Origin of the sequence: Streptomyces klenkii, from assembly GCF_003626645.1 — a bacterium.
GTDB lineage: Bacteria > Actinomycetota > Actinomycetes > Streptomycetales > Streptomycetaceae > Streptomyces > Streptomyces klenkii.
This window is the reverse complement of record NZ_RBAM01000006.1, coordinates 401253-421742: the sequence shown is the minus strand read 5'-3', so window position 1 is coordinate 421742 and position 20490 is coordinate 401253. Positions and strand designations below refer to the sequence as shown.

12 protein-coding genes are annotated in these 20490 nt (G+C 73.8%); 7 read left to right on the top strand and 5 right to left on the bottom strand.

The window, feature by feature from the left end; genetic code table 11:
• The first annotated feature begins 3 nt into the window (after window positions 1–3).
• From D7231_RS17140 to D7231_RS37080, 5 genes are all read left to right on the top strand, one after another.
• A complete protein-coding gene (locus D7231_RS17140) occupies window positions 4–846 on the top strand; it encodes a Rossmann-like domain-containing protein (RefSeq protein ID WP_120756320.1) in 843 nt (280 codons plus the stop codon).
• Window positions 843–1871 (top strand): GHMP family kinase ATP-binding protein, encoded by a 1029-nt coding sequence (locus D7231_RS17135; protein WP_120756319.1) that lies wholly within the window; start codon window positions 843–845, stop codon window positions 1869–1871. The genes D7231_RS17140 and D7231_RS17135 overlap by 4 nt, the downstream gene beginning before the upstream one ends.
• Entirely contained in the window at window positions 1829–2872 is a 1044-nt protein-coding gene (locus D7231_RS17130; protein ID WP_120756318.1) for a pyridoxal-phosphate dependent enzyme, read from the top strand. The genes D7231_RS17135 and D7231_RS17130 overlap by 43 nt, the downstream gene beginning before the upstream one ends.
• Window positions 2873–2955: 83 nt before the next feature.
• Complete coding sequence (locus D7231_RS17125; RefSeq protein ID WP_120756317.1) at window positions 2956–5736, top strand: discoidin domain-containing protein; 2781 nt, start codon at window positions 2956–2958, stop codon at window positions 5734–5736.
• A gap of 122 nt (window positions 5737–5858) precedes the next feature.
• The gene (locus tag D7231_RS37080) at window positions 5859–6263 is read left to right on the top strand and encodes a hypothetical protein (RefSeq protein WP_199739390.1); all 405 of its coding nucleotides are present in this window, start codon (window positions 5859–5861) and stop codon (window positions 6261–6263) included.
• Window positions 6264–6326: 63 nt separating this feature from the next.
• On the opposite strand, the gene D7231_RS17115 is transcribed toward D7231_RS37080, so the two are convergent.
• The 4 genes from D7231_RS17115 to D7231_RS17100 form a co-directional block, all read right to left on the bottom strand.
• Window positions 6327–13946 carry a LamG-like jellyroll fold domain-containing protein gene (locus tag D7231_RS17115; RefSeq protein ID WP_120756316.1) on the bottom strand — a complete coding sequence of 2540 codons (7620 nt, stop codon included), beginning with the start codon at window positions 13944–13946 and terminating at the stop codon, window positions 6327–6329.
• A gap of 176 nt (window positions 13947–14122) precedes the next feature.
• The gene (locus D7231_RS17110) at window positions 14123–14833 is read right to left on the bottom strand and encodes a YoaK family protein (protein ID WP_120756424.1); all 711 of its coding nucleotides are present in this window, start codon (window positions 14831–14833) and stop codon (window positions 14123–14125) included.
• Between the two features lie 176 nt (window positions 14834–15009).
• The gene (locus D7231_RS17105; RefSeq protein ID WP_120756315.1) at window positions 15010–15879 is read right to left on the bottom strand and encodes a DUF4097 family beta strand repeat-containing protein; all 870 of its coding nucleotides are present in this window, start codon (window positions 15877–15879) and stop codon (window positions 15010–15012) included.
• A 92-nt stretch (window positions 15880–15971) separates the two neighbouring features.
• A complete protein-coding gene (locus tag D7231_RS17100) occupies window positions 15972–16514 on the bottom strand; it encodes a hypothetical protein (RefSeq protein ID WP_120756314.1) in 543 nt (180 codons plus the stop codon).
• A 236-nt stretch (window positions 16515–16750) separates the two neighbouring features.
• Here D7231_RS17100 and D7231_RS17095 point away from each other — a divergent pair, with 236 nt between their 5' ends.
• A complete protein-coding gene (locus D7231_RS17095) occupies window positions 16751–17986 on the top strand; it encodes a nitric oxide synthase oxygenase (protein WP_120756313.1) in 1236 nt (411 codons plus the stop codon).
• Here D7231_RS17095 and D7231_RS17090 read toward each other — a convergent pair.
• Window positions 17925–18716 (bottom strand): maleylpyruvate isomerase family mycothiol-dependent enzyme, encoded by a 792-nt coding sequence (locus D7231_RS17090; RefSeq protein WP_120756312.1) that lies wholly within the window; start codon window positions 18714–18716, stop codon window positions 17925–17927. The two genes, D7231_RS17095 and D7231_RS17090, sit on opposite strands and share 62 nt — an antisense overlap.
• Window positions 18717–18956: 240 nt before the next feature.
• Between D7231_RS17090 and D7231_RS17085 the strand changes: the two genes are divergently transcribed.
• Window positions 18957–20327, top strand: coding sequence for an amino acid permease (locus tag D7231_RS17085; protein ID WP_120756423.1), 1371 nt, complete (start codon window positions 18957–18959; stop codon window positions 20325–20327).
• Window positions 20328–20490 lie beyond the last annotated feature (163 nt).

The following is a 20490-nucleotide window of genomic DNA, read 5'->3' as shown; positions in this document are numbered from 1 at the left end:
CCCATGACCCCGACGCCTCCCGCCCCTTCCGTTTCCGTCGACGCGCTCGTCGAAGCCGTCCTCGCGGGCGAACACGGCCCGCTCCCCTCCGAACTCACCGCGACCAGCGTGTTCTGGCTCCACCACGGCACCCGGCTCGCCGGCGGTGACACCACCTACCTCAACCAGTACGTCCTGGTCCGCCTCGGCGGCTCGTTCGGCGGCTGCGCCTTCGAGGCCGGCGAGATCGACCCGTCGGTCTGCCGCGACTCCTCCGGCGCCCCGCTCGACGTCCTGCTGCGCAAGGCCCCGCGCCCGCTGCGGATCGCCGCCCTCGACGCCTACCTCTCCGAGACCCGCCCGCACCGCGCGGCCGCCGCGGCGGGCGACGCCGAGGCCGTCACCCTCCCCACCGGCACCCCGGAGTCCCGGGCGAGGGCCCGCGACGCGGCCGTCGCCGGCCTGCTGGACATCGAGGAGGGCGCGCGGGTCGGCCTCATCGGCGTCGTCAACCCGCTGGTCGCGGCGATACGCGAGCGCGGCGGCGCCCCGCTGCCCTGCGACTTCAACCTCAAGTCCACCCAGTGGGGCGACCCCGTCACCGACGACATGCACGCGGTGCTCGACCGCGCCGACGCCGTGGTCGCCACCGGAATGACCCTGAGCAACGGCTCGTTCGACACCATCCTGGAGCGCTGCCGGTCCCGGGGCGTCCCGCTGGTCGTCTACGCCCAGACCGGCAGCGCCGTCGCCCGCGCGTTCCTCGGCTCGGGCGTGACCGCCCTGTCCGCGGAACCGTTCCCCTTCTCCCAGTTCAGCGCCGAGGAGAGCGTCCTGTACCGCTACCGGCCGGCGGGCGGCGCGTGACGCCCGCCGCCCGCCCGGCGGCCCCCGGTGCCGGCGGCGCGCCCGCCGGCACCGGGCACGCCCCCTGCCACCACGGCGAGATCCTCCAGGGCGTCTTCCTCGACGGCGACGGGCGCCGGTGCGCGGGCCTGGTCACCCTGCCGATGGCCGGCCCCGGCAGCCACGCCGAGTTCGTCCGCCGGCCCGGCACCCCGCCCGGCGCGCTCACCGTCGTCCCCGCCGACCGTACGAAAGCCGCCCGGGCCGCGGCCCTCGCGGTCGCCGAGTGCGCGGAGCGGGCCGGCCGGCCGCCCTGCGGCGGGGAGTTGCGGCTCACGTGCGACGTACCGGTCGGCCTGGGCATGGGCAGCTCCACCAGCGACGTGATCGCCGCCGTGCGCGCGGTCGCGGACTCGTACCGGCTCCGGCTCGCTCCCGACGCGGTCGCCCGGCTGGCCGTCCGGGCGGAGCTGGCCTGCGACCCGCTGATGCTGGACGGCCGTCCGGTGCTGTTCGCCCAGCGCGAGGGCCGGGTCCTGGAGGTCCTCGGCCCCGCCCTGCCGCCGCTGGTCGTGGTGGGCTGCGCCCTCGGCGGGGGCGCGCCCGTGGACACCCTCGCCCTGCCCGTACGGGAGGCCACCGAGGCCGGCGTCCGGGACTTCGAGCGGCTGCGCACACGGCTGCGCCGGGCGGTGGCCACCGGCGACGCGCACCTGCTCGGGCAGGTCGCCACCGCGAGCGCGCGCCGCGGCCAGCAGGTGCTCGGCCACCCGGAGTTCGGCGCGCTGACCGCCATCAGCCGCCGGGTCGGGGCCGTAGGCGTCCAGATCGCGCACAGCGGCGCCGTGGCGGGCGTGCTGTTCGACCCGGCCGCGCCGGGCCTGCGGCACCGCGTCCGCAGCTGCCTGCGCGCCCTGGACGCCCACGGCATCCCGGCCACCCGGACCTTCCCCACTTTTGGCAACTTCCCCGCCTTTCACCACCACCACCAAAGGGATCCCGAATGGACCAGCACATCGCGGAGTCGATCGGCCGGCCGGACCTGATACGCCTCGACGACCGGCTCGTCTGCCTGCGCTTCGAGACGATGAAGGTCGTCTCCGCCCTCGCCGCGGTACGCCACCTGCTCGACACCGGCGCCGTGCGGCGCGGCGACACCCTGCTGGACAGCTCCAGCGGCATCTACGCGTACGCCCTCGCCCTGGCCTGCCACCGGCACGGCATGCGCTGCCACATCGTCGGCTCGACGACGGTGGACCGCACGCTGCGCACCCAGCTCGCCGTCCTCGGGGCGAAGCTGGAGCAGATGGAGCCGTGCAGCGACCTCAAGCTCGACCAGAAGCGGCGCGTCGAGCGGATCCACGAGATCCTCGCCGCGCACCCCGAGTACCACTGGATGCGGCAGTACCACGACGACATCCACTACCTCGGCTACCGTGCGATCGCCGACCAGGTCCGGGCGGCGACAGGCCCGGCCCCGCTCACCGTCGTCGGCGGCGTCGGGTCAGGAGCCTCCACCGGCGCCCTCGCCCGCTACCTGCGCGCGGCCCCCGGCGGCCCTGCGGACGTCGAACTCGTCGGCGTCCAGCCGTACGGCAGCGTCACCTTCGGCGCCGGGCACGTCTCCGACCCCGAGATCATCATCGCCGGGATCGGCAGCTCCATCCCCTTCGGGAACGTCTCGCACGAGCTGTACGACACCCTGCACTGGATCTCCTTCGAAGCGGCGCTGGCCGGCAGCGTCGACCTGCTGCGGCGGCACGCGGTCTTCGCGGGGCTGTCCACCGGCGCCGGCTACCTCGCCGCCCGCCACGAACGCGAACGCAGCCCCGGGCGGACGGTCCTCTTCCTCGCCGCCGACACCGGACACCGCTACGTCGACACCGTCTACGCCCGGCACCGCGAGGCCGCGCCCCTCGCGGACTTCGCCCCGCAAGAGGTGCCCGACCAGAGCCGGCTGGCCCTCCCGTGGTCCCGGATGAGCTGGAACCGCGCCCCGGCGGCGGCGTTGCCGCCCGCATCGGCCCTAGCTTCGGAAGTTGTATGAACAACGCCAACCATTGACGTTATCCGTTCAGCAACTTTATGGTCGCGGGACTCTCGCAGGAGATACGAGAACGACGGAGAACAATGACGTACTCCCCCGGAGCGCGCCCGCGCCCGCGTCCCGCCCGCCTGACCGCGCTGCTGCTCGCCGGAGCGCTCGTCGCCCCGGTGGCGCCCGCGGCCGCGGCGTCCGCATCACAACCCCCCACCGCAGACCGTTCCCCCGCCGCCGTTCCCCCGTCCGCCGGCTGCCGGACGGGTGACGGCTGGTCGCTCGACTCCACCCGCATCGACACCGCCGACACCCACCATGCCTACGTGGGCAACGGCTATCTGGGGCAGCGCGTCCCGCCCAACGGCACCGGCTACTCCGCGAGCGACACCAAGACCGGCTGGCCGCTCTTCACCCCCTCCTACGACGGCTCGTTCGTCTCCGGCCTCTACGCGCACAACCCGCAGACCGCGGACGACCGGCAGGCCGTCGCGGCCCTGCCGACCTGGACCGGGCTCACCGTCGGCACCGGCGGCGCACACGGCGACACCTTCAACTCTTCGACGGAACCGGGCCGGGTGTCCGGCTACCGCCAGACCCTCTTCCTGCACTGCGGCATCGTCCGTACGTCCCTGACGTGGACCGCCGCCGACGGCAGGAAGACCGATCTCGTCTACGAGGTGCTCGCCGACCGCAACGACCCGCACGCGGGCGCCGTCCGGCTGCGCATGACACCGCGCTGGAGCGGCGAGGCCACCGTCACCGACGTGATCGACGGGCACGGCGCCCGGCGCATGAGCGGGACCGGCGGGGGCGACCGGACCGAGGGCCCCGGCCGCGACGGCCGCGACGGCCATGACGGCCGCACCATGGACGTCACCTTCCGCACCGACGGCACGAACACCGACGGCGCCGTCGCCTCCACCCTGCGCGCCGGGAACGGCGTGCGCACGACCGCAGCCCGGAGCGCCGACGCCGCCGCGAACCTGAGCGCACGGCAGTCCCTCGCCTTCCCCGTGCGCAACGGCCACGCCTACGAACTCACCAAGTACGTCGGCGTGGACACCGCTCTGACCTCGCCCGCACCCCGCCGCGACGCCACCGACGCCTCGCAGCGCGCCGCCCGGCGCGGCTGGGACGGCCTGCTGCGCGCCCACACCGCCGCCTGGGCCCGCCTGTGGCGCGCCGATATCGAGGTGCCCGGGCAGCGCGACCTCCAGGCATGGGTGCGCTCCGCGCGCTACGGCCTGCTCTCCAGCAGCCGCAAGGACGCCTCCGACAGCATCGCCCCGGCCGGGCTCACCAGCGACAACTACGCGGGACTGGTGTTCTGGGACGCCGAGACGTGGATGTACCCGGCCCTGCTGGCCACCGACCCCGCACTCGCCAGGAGTGTCGTCGAGTACCGCTACCGCACCCTCCCCGGAGCCCGCGAGAACGCCCGCAAGCTCGGCTACCAGGGCCTGTTCTACCCCTGGAACAGCGGCAGCAAGGGCGACCTGGCCCAGGAGTGCCACAGCGTGGACCCGCCCCACTGCCGCACCCAGATCCACCTCCAGTCGGACATCTCCCTGGCCGCCTGGCAGTACTACCTCGCCACCGGCGACACCGCGTGGCTGCGCGGGCGCGGCTGGCCCGTCATGAAGGGCATCGCCGAGTTCTGGGCCGGGCGGGTCAGCCGCAACACGGACGGCAGCTACTCCATCAAGGACACCGCCGGCCCCGACGAGTACAGCAACGGCGTCGACGACGCGGTCTTCACCAACGCGGGCGCAGCCACCGCACTGCGCAATGCCGCCCGCGCCGCACAGCTGATCGGCGAGCGCGCCCCGGGGGAGTGGACGGCGATCGCCGACCGCATCCGGATCCCCTACGACGCGCAGCACAAGGTCTTCGAGCAGTACGACGGCTACCGCGGCAGCAAGATCAAACAGGCGGATACGGTGCTGCTGATGTACCCGCTGGAGTGGCCCATGCCGCAGGGCGCGGCAGCGAGCACCCTTGACTACTACGCGCAGCGGACCGACCCCGACGGCCCGGCCATGACGGACTCGGTGCACGCCGTCGTCTCCGCCGCGATCGGCGAACCGGGCTGCTCGACGTACACCTATCTCCAGCGCGCCATCAGGCCGTTCGTCCGCGGGCCCTTCGCCCAGTTCTCCGAGGCCCGCGGCGCGAAGGCGGGCGCCGAGGACCCGCTGGCCGGCTCGCCCGCGCACGACTTCCTCACCGGCAAGGGCGGCTTCCTCCAGATCTTCACCAACGGCCTGACCGGCATGCGGATGCGCGAGGACCGGCTGCACCTCGACCCGATGCTGCCCCCGCAGCTCGGCCGCGGCGTCACCCTGCGCGGGCTGCGCTGGCAGGGCCGCACGTACGACGTCGAGCTCGGCGCCCGGCGCACCACCGTACGGCTCACCGACGGCGCGCCGATGCCCCTCGACACGCCGCAGGGCGCGAAGACCGTCACGAAGGCGGCCCCGGCCGTGCTCGACACCCGCCGCCCCGACCTCAAGCCCACCGCCAACGCTGCCCGCTGCACCGCCGCCACCGCCTCCTCCGAGGAACCCGGCATGTACGCGGCGGCCGCCGTCGACGGCAACACGGCCACGGCCTGGGTCCCGGACGGCCCGGACGGCAGCCTGACCACCGACCTCGGCAAGTCCGTACGCGTCACCGAGGTCACCCCGGCCTGGACCGGCCCGGCCCCGGCCTCGTACGCCGTCCAGCTCTCGGCCGACGGCCGGCACTGGCGCGACGCCCCGCCCGGCGGCAGGGCCTCGCCGGTGTCCACGCGGTACGTACGGGTGGCGGTGCACGGTGCCGGGCCCGCCGGGTCCCGCACGGGCATCGCCGAAGTGACGGTCTCGTAGCGGACGGGGGCCGACACGCCGGGATCTTCGGCGCAAAACATCCTTTTGTTGCGTGATCGCCATGCAGCAGGCTGGTCGGCGTATCGAACCGGAATGCTTGATTCGAACTGAAGAGGTATCGCATGAAGCTCATCGTCCGGACGGGGCTCGCCGCCGCCGTGGTGCTCGGAGCCGCTGCTGCCGCCGTCGTTCCCGCCTCCGCCGCCGTCGTCACCGACGACCCGCGCCCGGTGGCCGGTGCGCACGCGGTGGTGCCCAACCCGAAGACGATCAAGGCCGCCGCGTACAACCAGGCCCGCAGCACCCTGGCCGACGCGGGCAGCCGGACGGCGGCCAAGTCGCACCCGATCCACGGGAAGACCGACGTGCCGGTCAGCTACGGCACCAGCCTGCTGGCCGCCGCCCGCGACGAGTTCCGGCAGGCCGACAAGAAGCTGCCGGCGAAGGACAAGAAGTCCGACATGTCGATCGCGCACTACAACGCCGTTCACAGCGCGGCGAAGACCATGGGGATCGACACGTGGTGACGCACCGCTAGCCCGTACCGGCGTGCGCCCCGCCCCCGCGAACGGGGGCGGGGCGCACGTGCGTCAGCCCTCGACGCCGTAGTACTGGGCCAGGAAGCCGGTCACGTGTTCGGCGTGCGGGCTCAGTTCCGGCAGGTGCGTGGCCAGGGCCGTGCGCACGGCTGCCGTCAGTTCCGGCAGGCTCGTCGCCGCCCCCTTCACGTACGGGTCCAGGCGCCGGACGAGCTCGTAGTTGCTCTCCACGTCCAGCTGCCGCATCGCCTTCTCCAGCGCGGGCGCGCCGGCGTCCGCGGCGGGCGGCAGGAGCCGGCTGACGAACGTGACGCGGTGCATGACGCGCCAGCACGGCGGCTTGCGGTCCGACTGGCGGGCCTGCCGCAGCGCGGCCGCGTTCGGGTCGGCGCCGTTCTCCAGCCACGCCGGGTCGACGACCTTGTGGAAGAACGTGTCGAAGTGCTCGGTGTCCTCGCCCAGGTAGAAGCTGAGGAACCGGTACGCGTCGACCTTCCCCGGCGCGTTGACGGGCTTGCCGTCGGCGTCGAAGACCGGCTTGCGGTTCGTGTCGTACTGCTGGACGTTGCCGGACGGCGAGCAGGTGACGTTCAGCCCGAACGAGCGGGTGGCCTCCTTGCCGCGTGCCCGGGTCACGGACATGCCGCCGCCGACGGACGCGTCCAGCTGCGCGTTGATGCCCACGCCCATGACGTCGAAGGACGTGCCGACGGACGCGCCCACCGAGCCGGACAGCGAGTACGAGCCGGACGTCGTCTCGCTGACGGCGTCGGTCGTCTCCGTCGTCTCGGCGAAGAAGCCGCCGTCCGCCGTCCAGACGTAGGTGTTGACCAGGTCGCGGCGCGAGAAGCCGTCCCCGGTGGAGTTGCCCGCGGTGTCGCGGCTCTTGCCGGGCGCCGTGTCGCCGCCGATCGCGCCGCCCAGCACGCGGCCCGCCCGCTCGGCGGTGGGGTCGGGCGTGCCCGTGTCGGTGGAGACCGTCTCGTAGTAGCTGCGCAGCCGCTGCTGGTCCCGCTGGATGCGCCGCTTGATCGCGTACGCCTCGCGCGGCTTGTAGTAGCTGTACTCGCCGTGCTCGCGGGCGCCCTCGTAGTCCGGGTCGAGGACCCTGCCGCGCTCGTCGAAGCCGACCGTGCCGTCCAGCGTGCCCTGCTTGGTGTAGCGGGGGTTGAGGGGGAACGGGACGACGTTCCAGTCCTTGGGGATGTCCGGGTTGGCCTGGATGCGGTAGGCGACGAGGGTGCCGCTGTGCGCGAGCCGCAGCGCGAAGACGTCCGCGGTCTGGGACTGGACCAGCGCGAAGCCGGTGTTGACGGGTATGTAGCGGCGGCCGAGCACCGGGTTGAGCGGCTTCAGCGGGTCCTCCCAGCTGCCGGAGAGGTCCACCTTCATCGCGCGGGCGGTGTTCTCGCCCTGCGAGACGGCGGTCTCGTCGGCCCAGCTGTTGGAGAACTCCAGGCTGCCGCGCACGCCCACCGACACCTTGGCCTTCGCCATGGACTTGGCCACGCCGAAGCCCAGCGGTGCGGCGATCATCCACATGTCGACGTCGACCTCGTTGGAGAGGGCGAAGTTGAACGCCGCGTCGACGCTGCGCTCCTTCGCCGACGACAGCGAGTGGACGACCTGCTCGGCCTGGGTGAACTCCACCGAGGCGACACCGTCGTAGGTCGCGCGGTCGGGGTCGATCGTGTTCGGGGTGAGGTTCTCGGACGGCACCGGCGGCGCGCCCTCCACGTAGCCGACCAGCTGCGGGTCGAACTGCACCTGGCTGACCCACTCGCTGACCAGGTCGCCGACCTTGTAGCCGGTGACCAGGTGCCAGCGGCCGTCGCGCAGATAGCCGTACGCCCGCTTGAGCACGCCGAAGGCCTCACCCTTGACGGTGTACTGCATGTCCGCGTACTCGGCGACGGCCGGCGCGCCCGAGACCGCCTCGTGGAACGGCGTGCGCATCGCGGCGAGCGCGGAGCGGACCTGCGCGGTGTCGCTGGAGACGGGAGCGGTGGACAGGACGGCGGCGGGGCGGGCGGGGGCGGCGCGCAGCGTCAGGTCGTTGCCGCGCAGCCCCTCGTCGCGCACGAGGTCCGCGCTCTCGTCGGTGGAGGCCCGGTCGAAGGACCAGTAGGCGATCAGGTCCTCCTTCTCGCCCCGGAGCCGGGTGAAGAGGTTGTCGAGGATCTGCTCCTGGGTGCGGGAGGTGCGCCAGATCCGCACCTCTTCCAGGACGCCGTGGAAGGGCTGGTCGGCCTTGCCGTCCTTGAGCCGGGCGCCGAGCGCGAGCGCCCGGTCCCCGTAGCCGGCGAAGTCCTCGCTCTCCAGCGGCTCACAGGCGACGGACACGCCGTTGCGGTAGAGGCGGAAGGCGCTGCCGCGCGGGTCGGGGTTGGCCGTCCAGCGGGCGCCGCGCAGGCGGGCGGCGTGCGAACCGGTGGTGTCGGCCGCGGTGTTGCCCGCGTTCTCCTCGAACCGCCAGTGCGCCGTCAGCCCGCGGTCGCGCGCCGAGACGGGCGTGCCGAGCTGCGCGGCGTCGCGCGCGACGCCCCACAGCCGCGCCTCGGAGACGACGCCGGTGAAGGAGCGCGTCTCCAGGCCGTCGCGGGCCCGGCCGAGGTCGAGGGTGCCGGTGTTGCCCCTGGGGCCGGGGCCGTCGTAGCGGAACGTGCCGGCTTCGCGGCCGTCGACGAAGAAGCGGATGTCCTGCCACTCCTGGACGTCGACGGACTCCACGAGCTCCACGGTCTGCTTGACGGGCTTGCCGTCGGCGCCGGCCGCGGTGATCTCCTTGGAGCCCTTGCGCTCCTGCATCGACCGGCCGCCCTTGCGGACGACGCCGATCCGGTGGAACGTTCCCGCAGTGAGGGACTCGGTGGAGGCGAACCGCACGAGCTTGCCGTCGGGCTCCTCGAAGCCGAACTCCAGCCGGCCGTCGGGCAGGACGAGCAGCCGGTACGGGACGCTGCCGCCCGCTCCGTCCGCGGCCCGCCCCTTGGAGAGCAGGCCCTGGGTGGTGCCGAGGGCGTCGGTGCGGCAGAACACCTCAAGGGTGAGGTCGCCGGCGACGTCGAGGGCGTCGTTGTCGGGCACCTCCAGGTACGCGCCGTCCGTCAGCTCGACCGCCCACGACTGCTCGTACGCGGCGGCCAGATGGGTCCACTCGCGCAGGGGGAAGGTGTCACGGGTGGCCACCAGCTGGTTGCCGGCCCCGGCGACGATGCGGTACGTCGTGTCCACGGCCTGCTGGAGCTCGGCGGTCGTGGTCGCGGTGGTGACGCCGCCGCGCAGGTAGACGTGGCGGTTGTTGCCGGAGCGGTCCAGGACCCCGGGCTTGCCGCCCACCTGGTCGAGCGGGTCGCCGCAGGGCCAGTAGCCCATCAGGCCGGGCTCCTTGCCGGACAGCCGCAGGTTCTTGCGGTCCCGGATCTCCGCCGCGGTGCGGGCGGTGCCCCAGAGCCGGACCTCGTCCATCTCCACGGCCGCGTAGTCGGGCACCCAGCTGCCGAAGTGGCTGCCGAAGCTGAAGAGGCCGTCGCCCTGGTACGTGCCCGTGGCCGTGCGCCGGTCCTCGGCGACGCCGTCCCGGTAGATCACCTGCTCCCGGGTGGTCGCGTCGAAGACGCAGGCCCAGTGGTGCCAGCCCGCGTAGTCCTGGCCGTGGGTGGTGGTGAGGTCGTCGCCGTAGAAGGCGAAGGTGAAGGCGCTGCCCTCGCGCCAGCCGATGTGCAGGGCGCCCCTGGTGGTGCCCTGCGAGGTGCCGTGCCCGATGACGTACTGCGCCTTGCCGTTCCATTCCGTGGTGCGCCGGGCCCAGAACTCCACGGTGAAGGACTGGCCGGCGAGGCTGAAGCCCTTCTCGGTCATGGCCACGCCGCTCTTGCCGTCGAAGGCCAGGGCGGGCACGACGGGGGCCGCCGGGGCGAGCAGGCCCAGGGTGTACGGGACCTCGCCGGTGCCGGCGTGGACGATCCTGGCCGCGCCGGAGACCGACTCGGGGCTGACCCACGCCTCCAGGGTCAGGTCGCGGGTGACCGCCACCCGGTCCAGTCCCTCCTGCGGGAGGGTGAGGACGTTCTGCTGTCCGTCGAAGGAGTACGCGCGGCCCGGCTTGTCCGCGCGCCAGCGGCAGCCGTGCCCGGCGACGAGATCGGACACCTCGCCGAGCGGGACCTCCCGGGCCGGGCCCGGGTCGGCCAGCACCAGCCGGGAGCCCGCGGAGAGCGGGACGCCGGGGCGGTTGGAGGAGGCGCGTCGGTGGTCGTAGCGCAGGCGCTGGACGGGCTCGCCCGGCTGCGGCTCGGGGCCGCCCTCGCCGGCGTCCAGGCGGAGCGCGGCGGACCCCGCCGCGTGACCGGCCTCCGTGAGGTAGAGGTGGCCGCCGACGGTGACGGGCGTACCGCCGGGCAGGGCGGCGGAGAGGGGTTCGGCGAGCCGGAGGACGCCGCCGGCCACGTCGCCGGCCCGGCCGCCGGACAGCAGTCTGGTGGTCGCGTCGAACGACTTCACCGCGCCGATCGTGACGGGCTCCTCCGGTGTGCCGTTGACGATCGCGGCGAAGTCGGCCGCTTGGCGCGGCAGCCCCTGCCAGGTCTCGCGCTCCTCGCCCCGCTCGATGGTCACGTCGCACAGGCCGGGTCCGTCGCCGGCGGTGACGCGGATGGTCACCGATCCGAGGCCGGTGCCGGAGTCGCGGGCGGTGAAGGTGACTCCCTGGCCGTCGCCCGCCGCCAGCCGGCGGGAGGAGCGCAGGACCGTGGTGTCGTAGTAGGTGGCGAAGAACTGTCCGTTGGTGCCGCGGAAGTACAGCACGACGTTCCCGGTGGCGCTGTCCAGGAGGTACGGCCGGTCGGCCGAGCGGGCGAAGGCCAGCAGAGCGCCGGAGGTGCTCAGACCGGTGCGGTCGATGGAGAGCTGGGGCATGGGCAGGGCGATGTCGTCGGCGCCCTTGAGGCCGCCGGTGAGACGGGCGAGCTCGTCGCGCCCGGCCGTCAGCTCGGCCCGGGCGGACTCGATCTCGCGGCGGCGCCGCTCCACCAGCTCGAACTTGGGCCGGAGCTCGGCGAGCTGGGCGTCGAGCTCCTCCACACGCTTGCCCGCGTAGCGGATGTCGGAGTGCCCGAACTCGTGGAGGGCGACCCGCTCGAAGACGATCAGCCCCTCGCCGGATTCGGTGACCGCGGCGGTGTCGTACTGGACGACGCGGTCGCCGAGCCGGTCGGGGGCGCAGACCGCCTTCCCGCTGTACCGGTTGACGAGCGTGCTGTAGCCGTCGCTCCGCTCGTCGATGTGGAAATGGGTGTTCCAGGCATTGGTCTTCCGCGGCCACACGATCAGGGGCGCGTCGTTGTCCTGGCTGTCACCGGCAACGTTCATGTCCTTGCCGGTGTGCCGGTTGTACAGGTGGTAGGGCACGGGGCCGCTCCAGCTGGCCCCCGGGGGGATCAGGACGGACCACAGCGCCGACTTCGCGTCCTTGTCGGAGGTCCTGATCAGCGGCGATTCGCTCCCCGCGCCGTCGTCCTTCACTGCGAGGTACTGGGGCTTGCCGTCCCGGGTGTTCTTGAAGCGGATGCGGCACGTCCAGCCCGCGATGTCCTGCCACAAGGCGTAGTACATCGCGCGCTGGCTCTCCAGCTCCGGCACGCCCGCGGTCTGCCGGGCGAGCTCGGCGACCTCGGTCTCCTTGGCCGTGATGTCCTGGACCAGCTCGCGGATCCGGGCGTCCAGCTCGCTGATCGTCTCGACGTCGGCGCTGCCCTCCGGCGCCGCCAGCACCGGCAGCGCCAGCTCGTCCGGCACCTGGGCGAGGCGTCCGTCGCGCCCGACGCCGAAGTCGACGGTGGCCGCGTACGCCTCGTCGGTGGCGGCGCCGGTCTTCGGGTCGGGCCCGGACGTGGCGTACGACAGGAGGACGCGCGCCTGGCGCTTGGCCGGCTTGGGCTCCTGCCCGTAGCCGACGGCCGTCTCCTCCTGCTGGTGGTAGAGGACGGCGGACAGGCCGGAGACCGCGGCGCGGCCGGTGACCGCGAAGCTGTCGCGGCGCACTCCCGGGTGGTCGCCGACGGGCGCCTGCGACGTCACCCACTTCGGGTCGCCGAGGAGCTCGCCGTGGCGGGCGCCGTCGGTCTGGTCGTGCAGACGGGTGCCGGAGCCCTCGTCGAAGCGGTAGTACGCGACGAGCCCCGGGTCGTTGCCGATGAGGCAGACGCCCTTGTCGCGCTTGAGCTCGTCGGGGGTGCGGGCGCGGTCCCAGATCCGGACCTCGTCCAGCTCGGCGCGGGCGCTCTGGCCGAGGCCGCGGCCCAGCAGCAGGGCGCCGGTGCCGGTGTAGTCGCCGCCGGTGGTGCGGCTGCCGGCCTCCTCGCCGTCACGGTAGACGGTCTGCCGGCGGGCCTTGTGGTCGTAGACGCAGGCCCAGTGGTGCCAGGCGGTGTCCGCGACGGGGCTGTCGCAGTTGAGGTCGTCGGCGTAGAAGGCGAAGGTGAAGCGGTCGTCCTCCCGGAAGCCGATGTGCAGGGACGCGAGGGGAGCACCGGCCTCGTCGCCGTGGCCGGCGAGGAACTCCTGGCGTCCCGTCGCCGTGCGCCGCGCCCAGAACTCGACCGTGAAGTCACGGCCGGCGAGCTCCGGCCCCTCGGCGACGCGCACGTGCCCGTCGCCCTCGCCGAAGGCCAGCGCGGTCTCCGCGTGCCCCTCCGTGCTGACCACGGGTATCAGCGGCTGCCCGGTGAACGGGCAGGTGCCGGGCCCGCTCTCGTACACCGCGTCGCGGTGGGCCGGGTCGGGGCTCGTCCACGCCTGGGTGCCCTGGAGGTTGAACAGCCCGTCGCGGCCCTGCTCGACGTTGAAGGAGTCGATGCGGCCCGTGGCGTCGTTGTGCGCGAAGATCTGCCAGCGCTGCTGCCCGTGCACGGCGGTGGGGACCAGCAGCGCGGCGAACCGCCCGCCGGAGAGGTTCCGTACGAACGACAGCTCCTGGGTGGGCTCGTGGAAGGGGCGGCCCTCCATGTCCGTGGTGCCCAGGCTGTCCTTGGCCGAGTCGGGCCGCGTCCGGTGCCGGCTGCGGCGGTAGCGGGCCTCCAGGACGGGCTTGAGCTCGCCGCCGACGAGCAGGTAGCGGTCGCACAGCAGGGTGCTCGCGACGAGCGGCACCTTGGCGCCCGAGGCGTCCAGGACGTAGTCCGTACGCTCCGCATCGCCGGAGGAGGCGCCTCCGGTCAGCTGGTGGACGGCGTCGGGGTGCGCCGCGTCCACCGACTGGCGCAGCACCACGACGTGGGTGCCGTCGGACAGCGCGTGGAAGGGGGCGAGGGCGGTGAGCCGGGCCGTGGTGGACAGGAAGGGGTCCGCCTCGTCCTCGCCCAGCCGCTCCCCGGGCGCTGCCTCCACCCTGCCGCCGCGCTTGACGGCCGGGAGCGCGGTGGCGCCGGCGACCGCGAAGCCCACGTCCGCGATCTCGGACGGGAAGCGGAGCGGGACGGGGTTCTCCGACCAGTAGGCGGCGTCGAGCTCGCCCTTGGCCTCGTCGTGCCGCGCCAGGTCGAGGACGGTGTAGACGAGCCGCCGCTGGTCGTCCATGGCCAGGGCCACCGTGGTGCCCTGGTGGCGCACGGTGGTGGTGTGGACGTAGGAACGGTCGCTGTAGACCTTCAACAGATGCTGCTCGCCGGACAAGGCGTGTCCTCCAAGTGGTGCGGCCGGGTGGTGGCCGGGGAATCGGGGAAAATGCCGGGAAAGCCCCGCTGACCTGCGCCGCTCCCCGTGCGCGAGCGCAGCGGATCACACGATTTACCGACGCGAATCCCCCGTCAAGGAGCCGTTTGCGCCAGCGGCCGAAAGGTGACGGTGCGTCACGCCCCGGCAGGGCCGCGCTGTTGTAGCCCCCTGCCCCGTACGGGTAGCGCGCCCGCCAGGAGCAGGACCAGCGCGAGTGCCAGCGCCGGGGTCGCGCCCTCCCGCAGGAAGAGCGCGCCCCCGCACAGGGCTCCGGTGAACATGGCCGTCAGGGACGCCAGGCGGCGGACGGTCGCCGGGCCGGGGGCGTCGGCGGCGAGGCCGGTCAGGGTGCGCGTCAGCACGGTGGTCGTCAGGTCCGGGACGGCGAGCGTGCGGACAGCCGCGTTCTGGAGGCCCATGCCGCAGCCGAGGAGCGCGATGAGGGCCGTCTGCGCGGCGTCCGTACGGTGCCCCGCCGTCAGGTCGACCGCCAGTGCGGCCGCGACGAGCACCACGTGGACGGCCGTGGCGACGGCGAACAGCCGTGCCGGGTGAGCCGCGCGCCGGCCGAGCCGGCCGGCCGACCAGGCCCCGGCCGAGAAGGCGCCGAGGGCGAGCAGGGACGCCCGGACCGACAAATTGCTGTCGCCCGCCAGGGCGAACCCCAGGAAGACGACGTTGCCGGTCATGTTGGCCACGAAGACGTGGTGCAGGCCGATGAAGCTGACCGCGTCCACGATGCCCGTGGCCAGCGTTTGCAGGACGAGCACGGCCGGCAGGGCGCCGTGCTCGTTGGTGCCGTCCGGGAAGAGCCGGTCGGCGGCGCGTTCCAGAACCTGTCGCATCCCGGCCTCCTCGACGGCGGCGCTTGCCTCGCCCATCGGGAGAGTACGTGCCGGAGGCGGCGCGCCGGGCCAACCGGCGCGGGTGCGGCGCGGGAGGGGCCGTTCGCCGGCGGGTGGGCGCGGGCGGCCGTGCGGGACGGGCCGACCCTTACATATACATACGTACGTCCCCGGCGTCACACCGTCCCGGCGCGGTGGATCGTGATGTCGCCGGCCGAGGTGACGGCGTAGATCTCGGCCGTTTCGGTGGCGGTGCCCGGGCCGTCGGACGCCGTCAGGGAGTTGAGGACGTTGCCCGCCTTGGTCCGCACGTCGAGCCGGGCCGCCGTGCCCTCGGCGATGCCGATCTCGATCCGGCCGCTCGACGTGCCGAGGACGACCGCACCGCGGACGACCTCGCCGATCCGGATGTCGCCCGACGCCGTCCTGGCCTCCAGCGCCGCGCCGGTCCTGCCGACGGAGACGGTGCCGTTCGCCGACCGGACCCGCAGCTCTCCGGCGGCCTCGCCGACCCGGGTCCCGCCGTTGGCGTTCTTGATCACCGCCGGGCCCGCCAGCACGCCGATCCGCACCGCGCCCGCCCCCGTCGTGATGTCGGCCGGTCCGCCCACCCGGTCCGCCGTGATCTCTCCCAGCGACGTGGTGAGGACGGCGCGGCCGGTCTCCTCCAGCCGGATGTCGCCCGCCGACGTCTTGATCCTGCACTCGCCCAGCCGGCCGTAGCCGTGGAAGGCCGCCAGCTGACCGGTGCCCTCGACGTCCGAGCCGGCCGGCAGGCCGACCCGCACGTCGACGGACCCGGACTTGCCGAAGAGGCGCGGCTTCGGGCCCTTGACGAGCAGCCGGCCCCCCGCGAACTCGACCCGCGTGTCCTCGGCGGCCTTCGCGTCCGCTTCGTTCCCGGGGTCGCTCGGGCGCACCTCGACGGCCGTGTCGGTGCGGTCGCCCGCCTCCAGGCGGACGTCGCCGATCGCGAGGTCGACGCAGACGGAGATCGGCTGCGGCGTCTCGTACGACGTCTCGTACGGGGTCTCGAAAACAGGCATGGCTGCCCCTCCAGGTGGACCGGCCGGCCGTCCCCGCCGGCCGGATGCGTGCTGCTGCGGCGCCGCCGGGCGGCGGCCGGTGCCGGGAGCGGTCAGGTGACCCAGCCGGTGTAGCGCTGTCCGCCGCGCGGGGCGCGCCGTTCGGGGCGGCGGGCGCGGTCGTCGGACTCGAGCATCGCGGACACCGCCCGGACCAGCCAGGCGTTGACCGACAGCCCCTCCCGGCCCGCGGCCTCCTCGATCCGGGTCTTCAGGTGCTCGGGAGGCCGGAAGTTGATGCGCGCCGTGGCGCCGTCCTCCGCGCCGGCCGGCGGCAGGGGCGCGACGGGCAGCGGCGCCGCCGCCCCGGGGCGCCCGAAGTCGTCCCCGGCGTCGCCCGGGCCGTGCTCGGCGGGGGGAGGGGTGACGACGAAGCTGGGGTCGAGCCCCCGCAGACGCACCTCCACCGAGCCGGGCGCCAGCTCGCGGGTGATCTCGTCGGCGGCGGCCGACAGGGCGTCGAGCAGGACGAGCCGGACGGCGGAGGAGAGCGGCGTGACGAGGCGCTCGGCGAGCTCGCGCGCCTCCGCGTCACCCGCCTCGGCGGCGACGAGGAGCTCCTGCCGCAGATTGTCGACATACCGCACCAGTTCCATGGCGCCATCCTTGCAGCGCCGTGGCGCCACGGGCAAATCTCCGGCCCCCTCCCGTTCCCTGCCGGCTCCCCCCGCCCGCTACCGGCTCCACCTCGCCCGCGCGGCCGAATCGCCGAACTCCTTGGCCGCCGCTGTACCGCCGCATACGATGTCCCGGCGCGCAATCCGAAGGTCTTTTGGGTTATTCCGGCCGCCCGGGCCCGAGGCGGCGACGGCCGGCGCAAGGTGGGGGCTCGATGACGACCGATCAGCGGGACGGGCGGCGCGCGGCCGCCGCGGCGGACCGGGAGGAAGCCGAGCGGTTCGTACGGCAGTTCGCCGGCGAGTCCGGGATGGGCGACGACGCGCTCCACGCGCGGCTGACCGCGGTACGCCGGGAGATCGCGGAGACCGGCAGCTACCGCCACACCCCCGAGGAGCTCGCCTTCGGCGCCAAGGTCGCCTGGCGCAACTCCGCGCGCTGCATCGGCCGCCTCTACTGGCAGAGTCTGCGCGTGCGCGACCGCCGGCACGTCACCGACCCCGCGGACGTCGCCGCGGAGTGCCTCGCGCACTTACGCGCCGCCACGAACGGCGGCCGCGTCCGGCCGGTGATCACCGTCTTCCCGCAGGACGACGCCGAGGGCCCGCCCGTCCTCATCTGGAACGAGCAGCTCATCCGCTACGCCGGCTACCCGCTCTTCGAAGGCGGCCGCACCGGCGACCCCAGGGCGTACGGCCTGACGGAGCTGGCGACCAAGCTCGGCTGGGAGGGCGCGGGCGGCCGGTTCGACGTCCTGCCCCTGATCATCGAGACCCGGGGGAACGGCTTGCAGTGGTTCGGCGTCCCGCCGGGCGACGTCCTCGAAGTGCCGCTGAGCCACCCCGCGCTGCCCTGGTTCGCGGACCTCGGCCTGCGCTGGCACGCCGTCCCCGCCATCTCCCATATGCGGCTGCGCATCGGAGGCGTCTCCTACTCCGCGGCCCCCTTCAACGGCTGGTACATGGGCACGGAGATAGGCGTCCGCAATCTTTGCGACGCCGACCGCTACGACATCCTGCCGGAGGTCGGGCGCAGGCTCGGCCTCGACACCACCAGCGCGCGCACGCTCTGGCGCGACCAGGCCCTCGTCGAGGTCAACCGCGCGGTCCTGCACTCCTTCGACGCCGCAGGCGTCACCATCGCCGACCACCACACCGAGTCGGCGCGCTTCCTGCGCCACGTGGCCAGGGAGGAGACCGCGGGGCGGGCCTGCCCCGCCGACTGGTCGTGGATCGTCCCGCCCATGTCCGGCGGCCTCACCCCCGTCTACCACCGCTACTACGACGAGCACCGGCCCCGGCCGGACTTCTGCCTGGACGACGACGCGCGGCTGCGGGCGCAGGGCGTGGCGCCGGGGGAGCGCGCGCCCTACGGGGGTGCCGCGGTCGTCAGACGGGGGGAACCAGCGTGGTGTAGCGGTCCAGGGCCGCGCGGTCGCCCGTCACCGTGAGGCGGTCCGCGGGGAGCCTGCCCCAGAGGAACAGCATGAGGTCCGAGGCGGTGCCGGAGGCTTCGGCGTCGCACGGGGCCCCGTCCGGGGTGGTCCGCACGGTGTCGCCGTCCAGGCACACCGTCCACACGTCATCGCCGTCGGTCCGCCGGAAGCGGTAGCGCTCGCCCGCTCCGGGCGGGGCGGCGCTGCGGGCGCGGCTCCACGGGGCCATCACCTCGAAGGAGTGGCCCACGGCGTCCGCCGCGAGGGCGGCGTCGACCGGGCCGGGCGTGCCGAGGGCGTTCTCCGCGTCCCAGCGGTGCACGGCCGCCTCGATGGTCTGCACGCGCAGCCAGAACCCGGTGGTCTGCTCGCGCGACCACGTCCACGCGGGCTCGTCCGGGCCGCGGGCGCGGAACAGCGCCTCCAGGGCGGCGGCCCCCTCCGCGAACCAGTCGGCCAGACTGCCCGGCAGCGGGCCGCGGTTGGGCGCGTACTCCGGCCGCGGCCAGTCCCGCGTGTCCGCGGGGAGACCGGCGAAGGAGGGGTCCGCGGAGGGGTCCGGCGGGCCGGCGAGCCGGTGCCCGATGATGTGGGCGACGCCCCGGTGCACGCTGCCCAGGTGCACGACCAGGTCGGACACGGACCATCCGGGGCAGGAGGGAACGAGCGGCGCCGCGCGGCCGGCCCGGCGCGCCGCGGCCTCGAACGCCCGGACTTCCCGCCGGAAATGAAGGATCCGCTCCACCCGCCCATTCTGCCCCGGGCCGCCCCGGGCAGGCCCGGCACCGCGGCAGCGCGCTCGTTCCCCGGGGACACGCGCCGGTCCGTGGCCGCAATCTTCTGGTCACGGGGGCTCTCCTGGGGGATCTTGTACGGGTAGCGCAGGAACGGCAAGAGAGAGGAACCCACCACAGTGAGCTCGCCAACCACGGGGGACCCGGGCACCGGCACCGAGGGGTACAAACGGAGCCTGGGCTCCCGGCAGATGCAGATGATCGCCATCGGCGGCACCATCGGCACCGGCCTCTTCCTCGGCGCCGGCACCGCCATATCCCAGGCCGGCCCCAGCCTCATCATCTGGTACGCCGCCGCCGGCGCCGTGCTCTTCCTCGTCATGCGGGCCCTGGGCGAGCTGCTCACCCACCACCCGACCTCGGGCAGCTTCGCCGACTACGCGCACCGGTTCCTCGGCCCGTTCTGGGGGTACGCGACCGCCTGGACGTACTGGATCATGTGGGTGACCACCGGCATGGCCGAGATCACCGCCGCCGGACAGTACGTCAACTACTGGTACCCCGGCTTCGACCAGTGGAAGACCGCGCTGATCTCCCTCGTCGTGCTCGCCTGCGCCAACCTGATCTCGGTGAAGATCTTCGGCGAGCTGGAGTTCTGGTTCGCGATCATCAAGGTCACGGCCATCGTCGGCATGATCCTCATCGGCCTGGGCGTCCTCATCATCGGCTTCGGCGACGCCGGCGACACCGCGTCCGTCAGCCATCTGTGGGCCGACGGCGGCGTCGCCCCGCACGGCGTGTGGAACTCCCTGATGACCTTGCAGATCGTGCTCTTCGCCTACCTCGGCGTGGAGCTCGTCGGCGTCACCGCGGGCGAGACGAAGGACCCGGAGAAGAACATCCCGCGGGCCATCAACAGCCTGCCGCTGCGCTTCGGCCTGTTCTACCTCGGCGCCCTCTTCGTCATCCTGTCCGTCGTGAGCTGGCAGGAGTTCCACCCCGGCACGAGCCCGTTCGTCGCCGCCTTCACCAAGATCGGCATCCCCGCCGCGGCCGGCATCGTCAACTTCGTCGTCCTCACCTCGGCGCTGTCCTCGTGCAACGCCGGCGGCCTGTACGCCACGGCCCGCATGCTGCGCACCGCCGGGCTGAACGGCCACGGCCCCGAGGCGCTCGGCCGGCTCAGCAAGCGGGGCGTGCCCGCCACGGCCGTCGTCGTCTCGGCCGTGGTCATGGCCCTCGGCGTGCTGATCAACGCCATCGACCCGGAGCACGCGTTCGCCTACATCACGGCGGTCTCGACCGGCGGCGCGATCACGGTGTGGAGCATCATCCTCGTCACGCACCTCAGGTACCGCCGGGCCGTGGCCGCGGGCCTGGCGCGGAAGTCCACGTACCGGATGCCGGGAGCCCCGTACACGAACTGGATCGCGCTCGCGGGCTTCGCCTTCGTGACCGTGCTGATCGCCTGGGAGTCCGAGACCCGCGTAGCCCTCTACGTGGTCGCCGTCTGGTTCGCCCTGCTGGGTGCCGGATACCCCTTCGCGCGCCGGCGCGCGGCCCGCACGCCCCTGGCAGAGGCTCCCGCGGACGACCCGGCGAAGGCCGCCACGCGCGGCTGACCCGGTCCGGCGCCCCCTCCCCGGGGGCGCCGCTTCCGCATGCCCGCCTGTCAGTTGCCGCCCGACGCCTCCCGCGAACGGCACCCGCGTGGCAGCATTTCCTGACCGGCCGGCGGTGACACGCGCCGGCCCGAGGGGGGGCGGAGTGACGTGCCGGAGCCTG

Excerpts from the sequence above, each read along its gene's own strand:
- D7231_RS17140 (WP_120756320.1), top strand. The coding sequence starts at position 4 with ATGACCCCGACGCCTCCCGCCCCTTCCGTTTCCGTCGACGCGCTCGTC.
- D7231_RS17130 (WP_120756318.1), top strand. The coding sequence starts at position 1,829 with ATGGACCAGCACATCGCGGAGTCGATCGGCCGGCCGGACCTGATACGC.
- D7231_RS17125 (WP_120756317.1), top strand. The coding sequence starts at position 2,956 with ATGACGTACTCCCCCGGAGCGCGCCCGCGCCCGCGTCCCGCCCGCCTG.
- D7231_RS37080 (WP_199739390.1), top strand. The coding sequence starts at position 5,859 with ATGAAGCTCATCGTCCGGACGGGGCTCGCCGCCGCCGTGGTGCTCGGA.
- D7231_RS17110 (WP_120756424.1), bottom strand. The coding sequence starts at position 14,833 with ATGCGACAGGTTCTGGAACGCGCCGCCGACCGGCTCTTCCCGGACGGC.
- D7231_RS17105 (WP_120756315.1), bottom strand. The coding sequence starts at position 15,879 with ATGCCTGTTTTCGAGACCCCGTACGAGACGTCGTACGAGACGCCGCAG.
- D7231_RS17100 (WP_120756314.1), bottom strand. The coding sequence starts at position 16,514 with ATGGAACTGGTGCGGTATGTCGACAATCTGCGGCAGGAGCTCCTCGTC.
- D7231_RS17095 (WP_120756313.1), top strand. The coding sequence starts at position 16,751 with ATGACGACCGATCAGCGGGACGGGCGGCGCGCGGCCGCCGCGGCGGAC.
- D7231_RS17085 (WP_120756423.1), top strand. The coding sequence starts at position 18,957 with ATGCAGATGATCGCCATCGGCGGCACCATCGGCACCGGCCTCTTCCTC.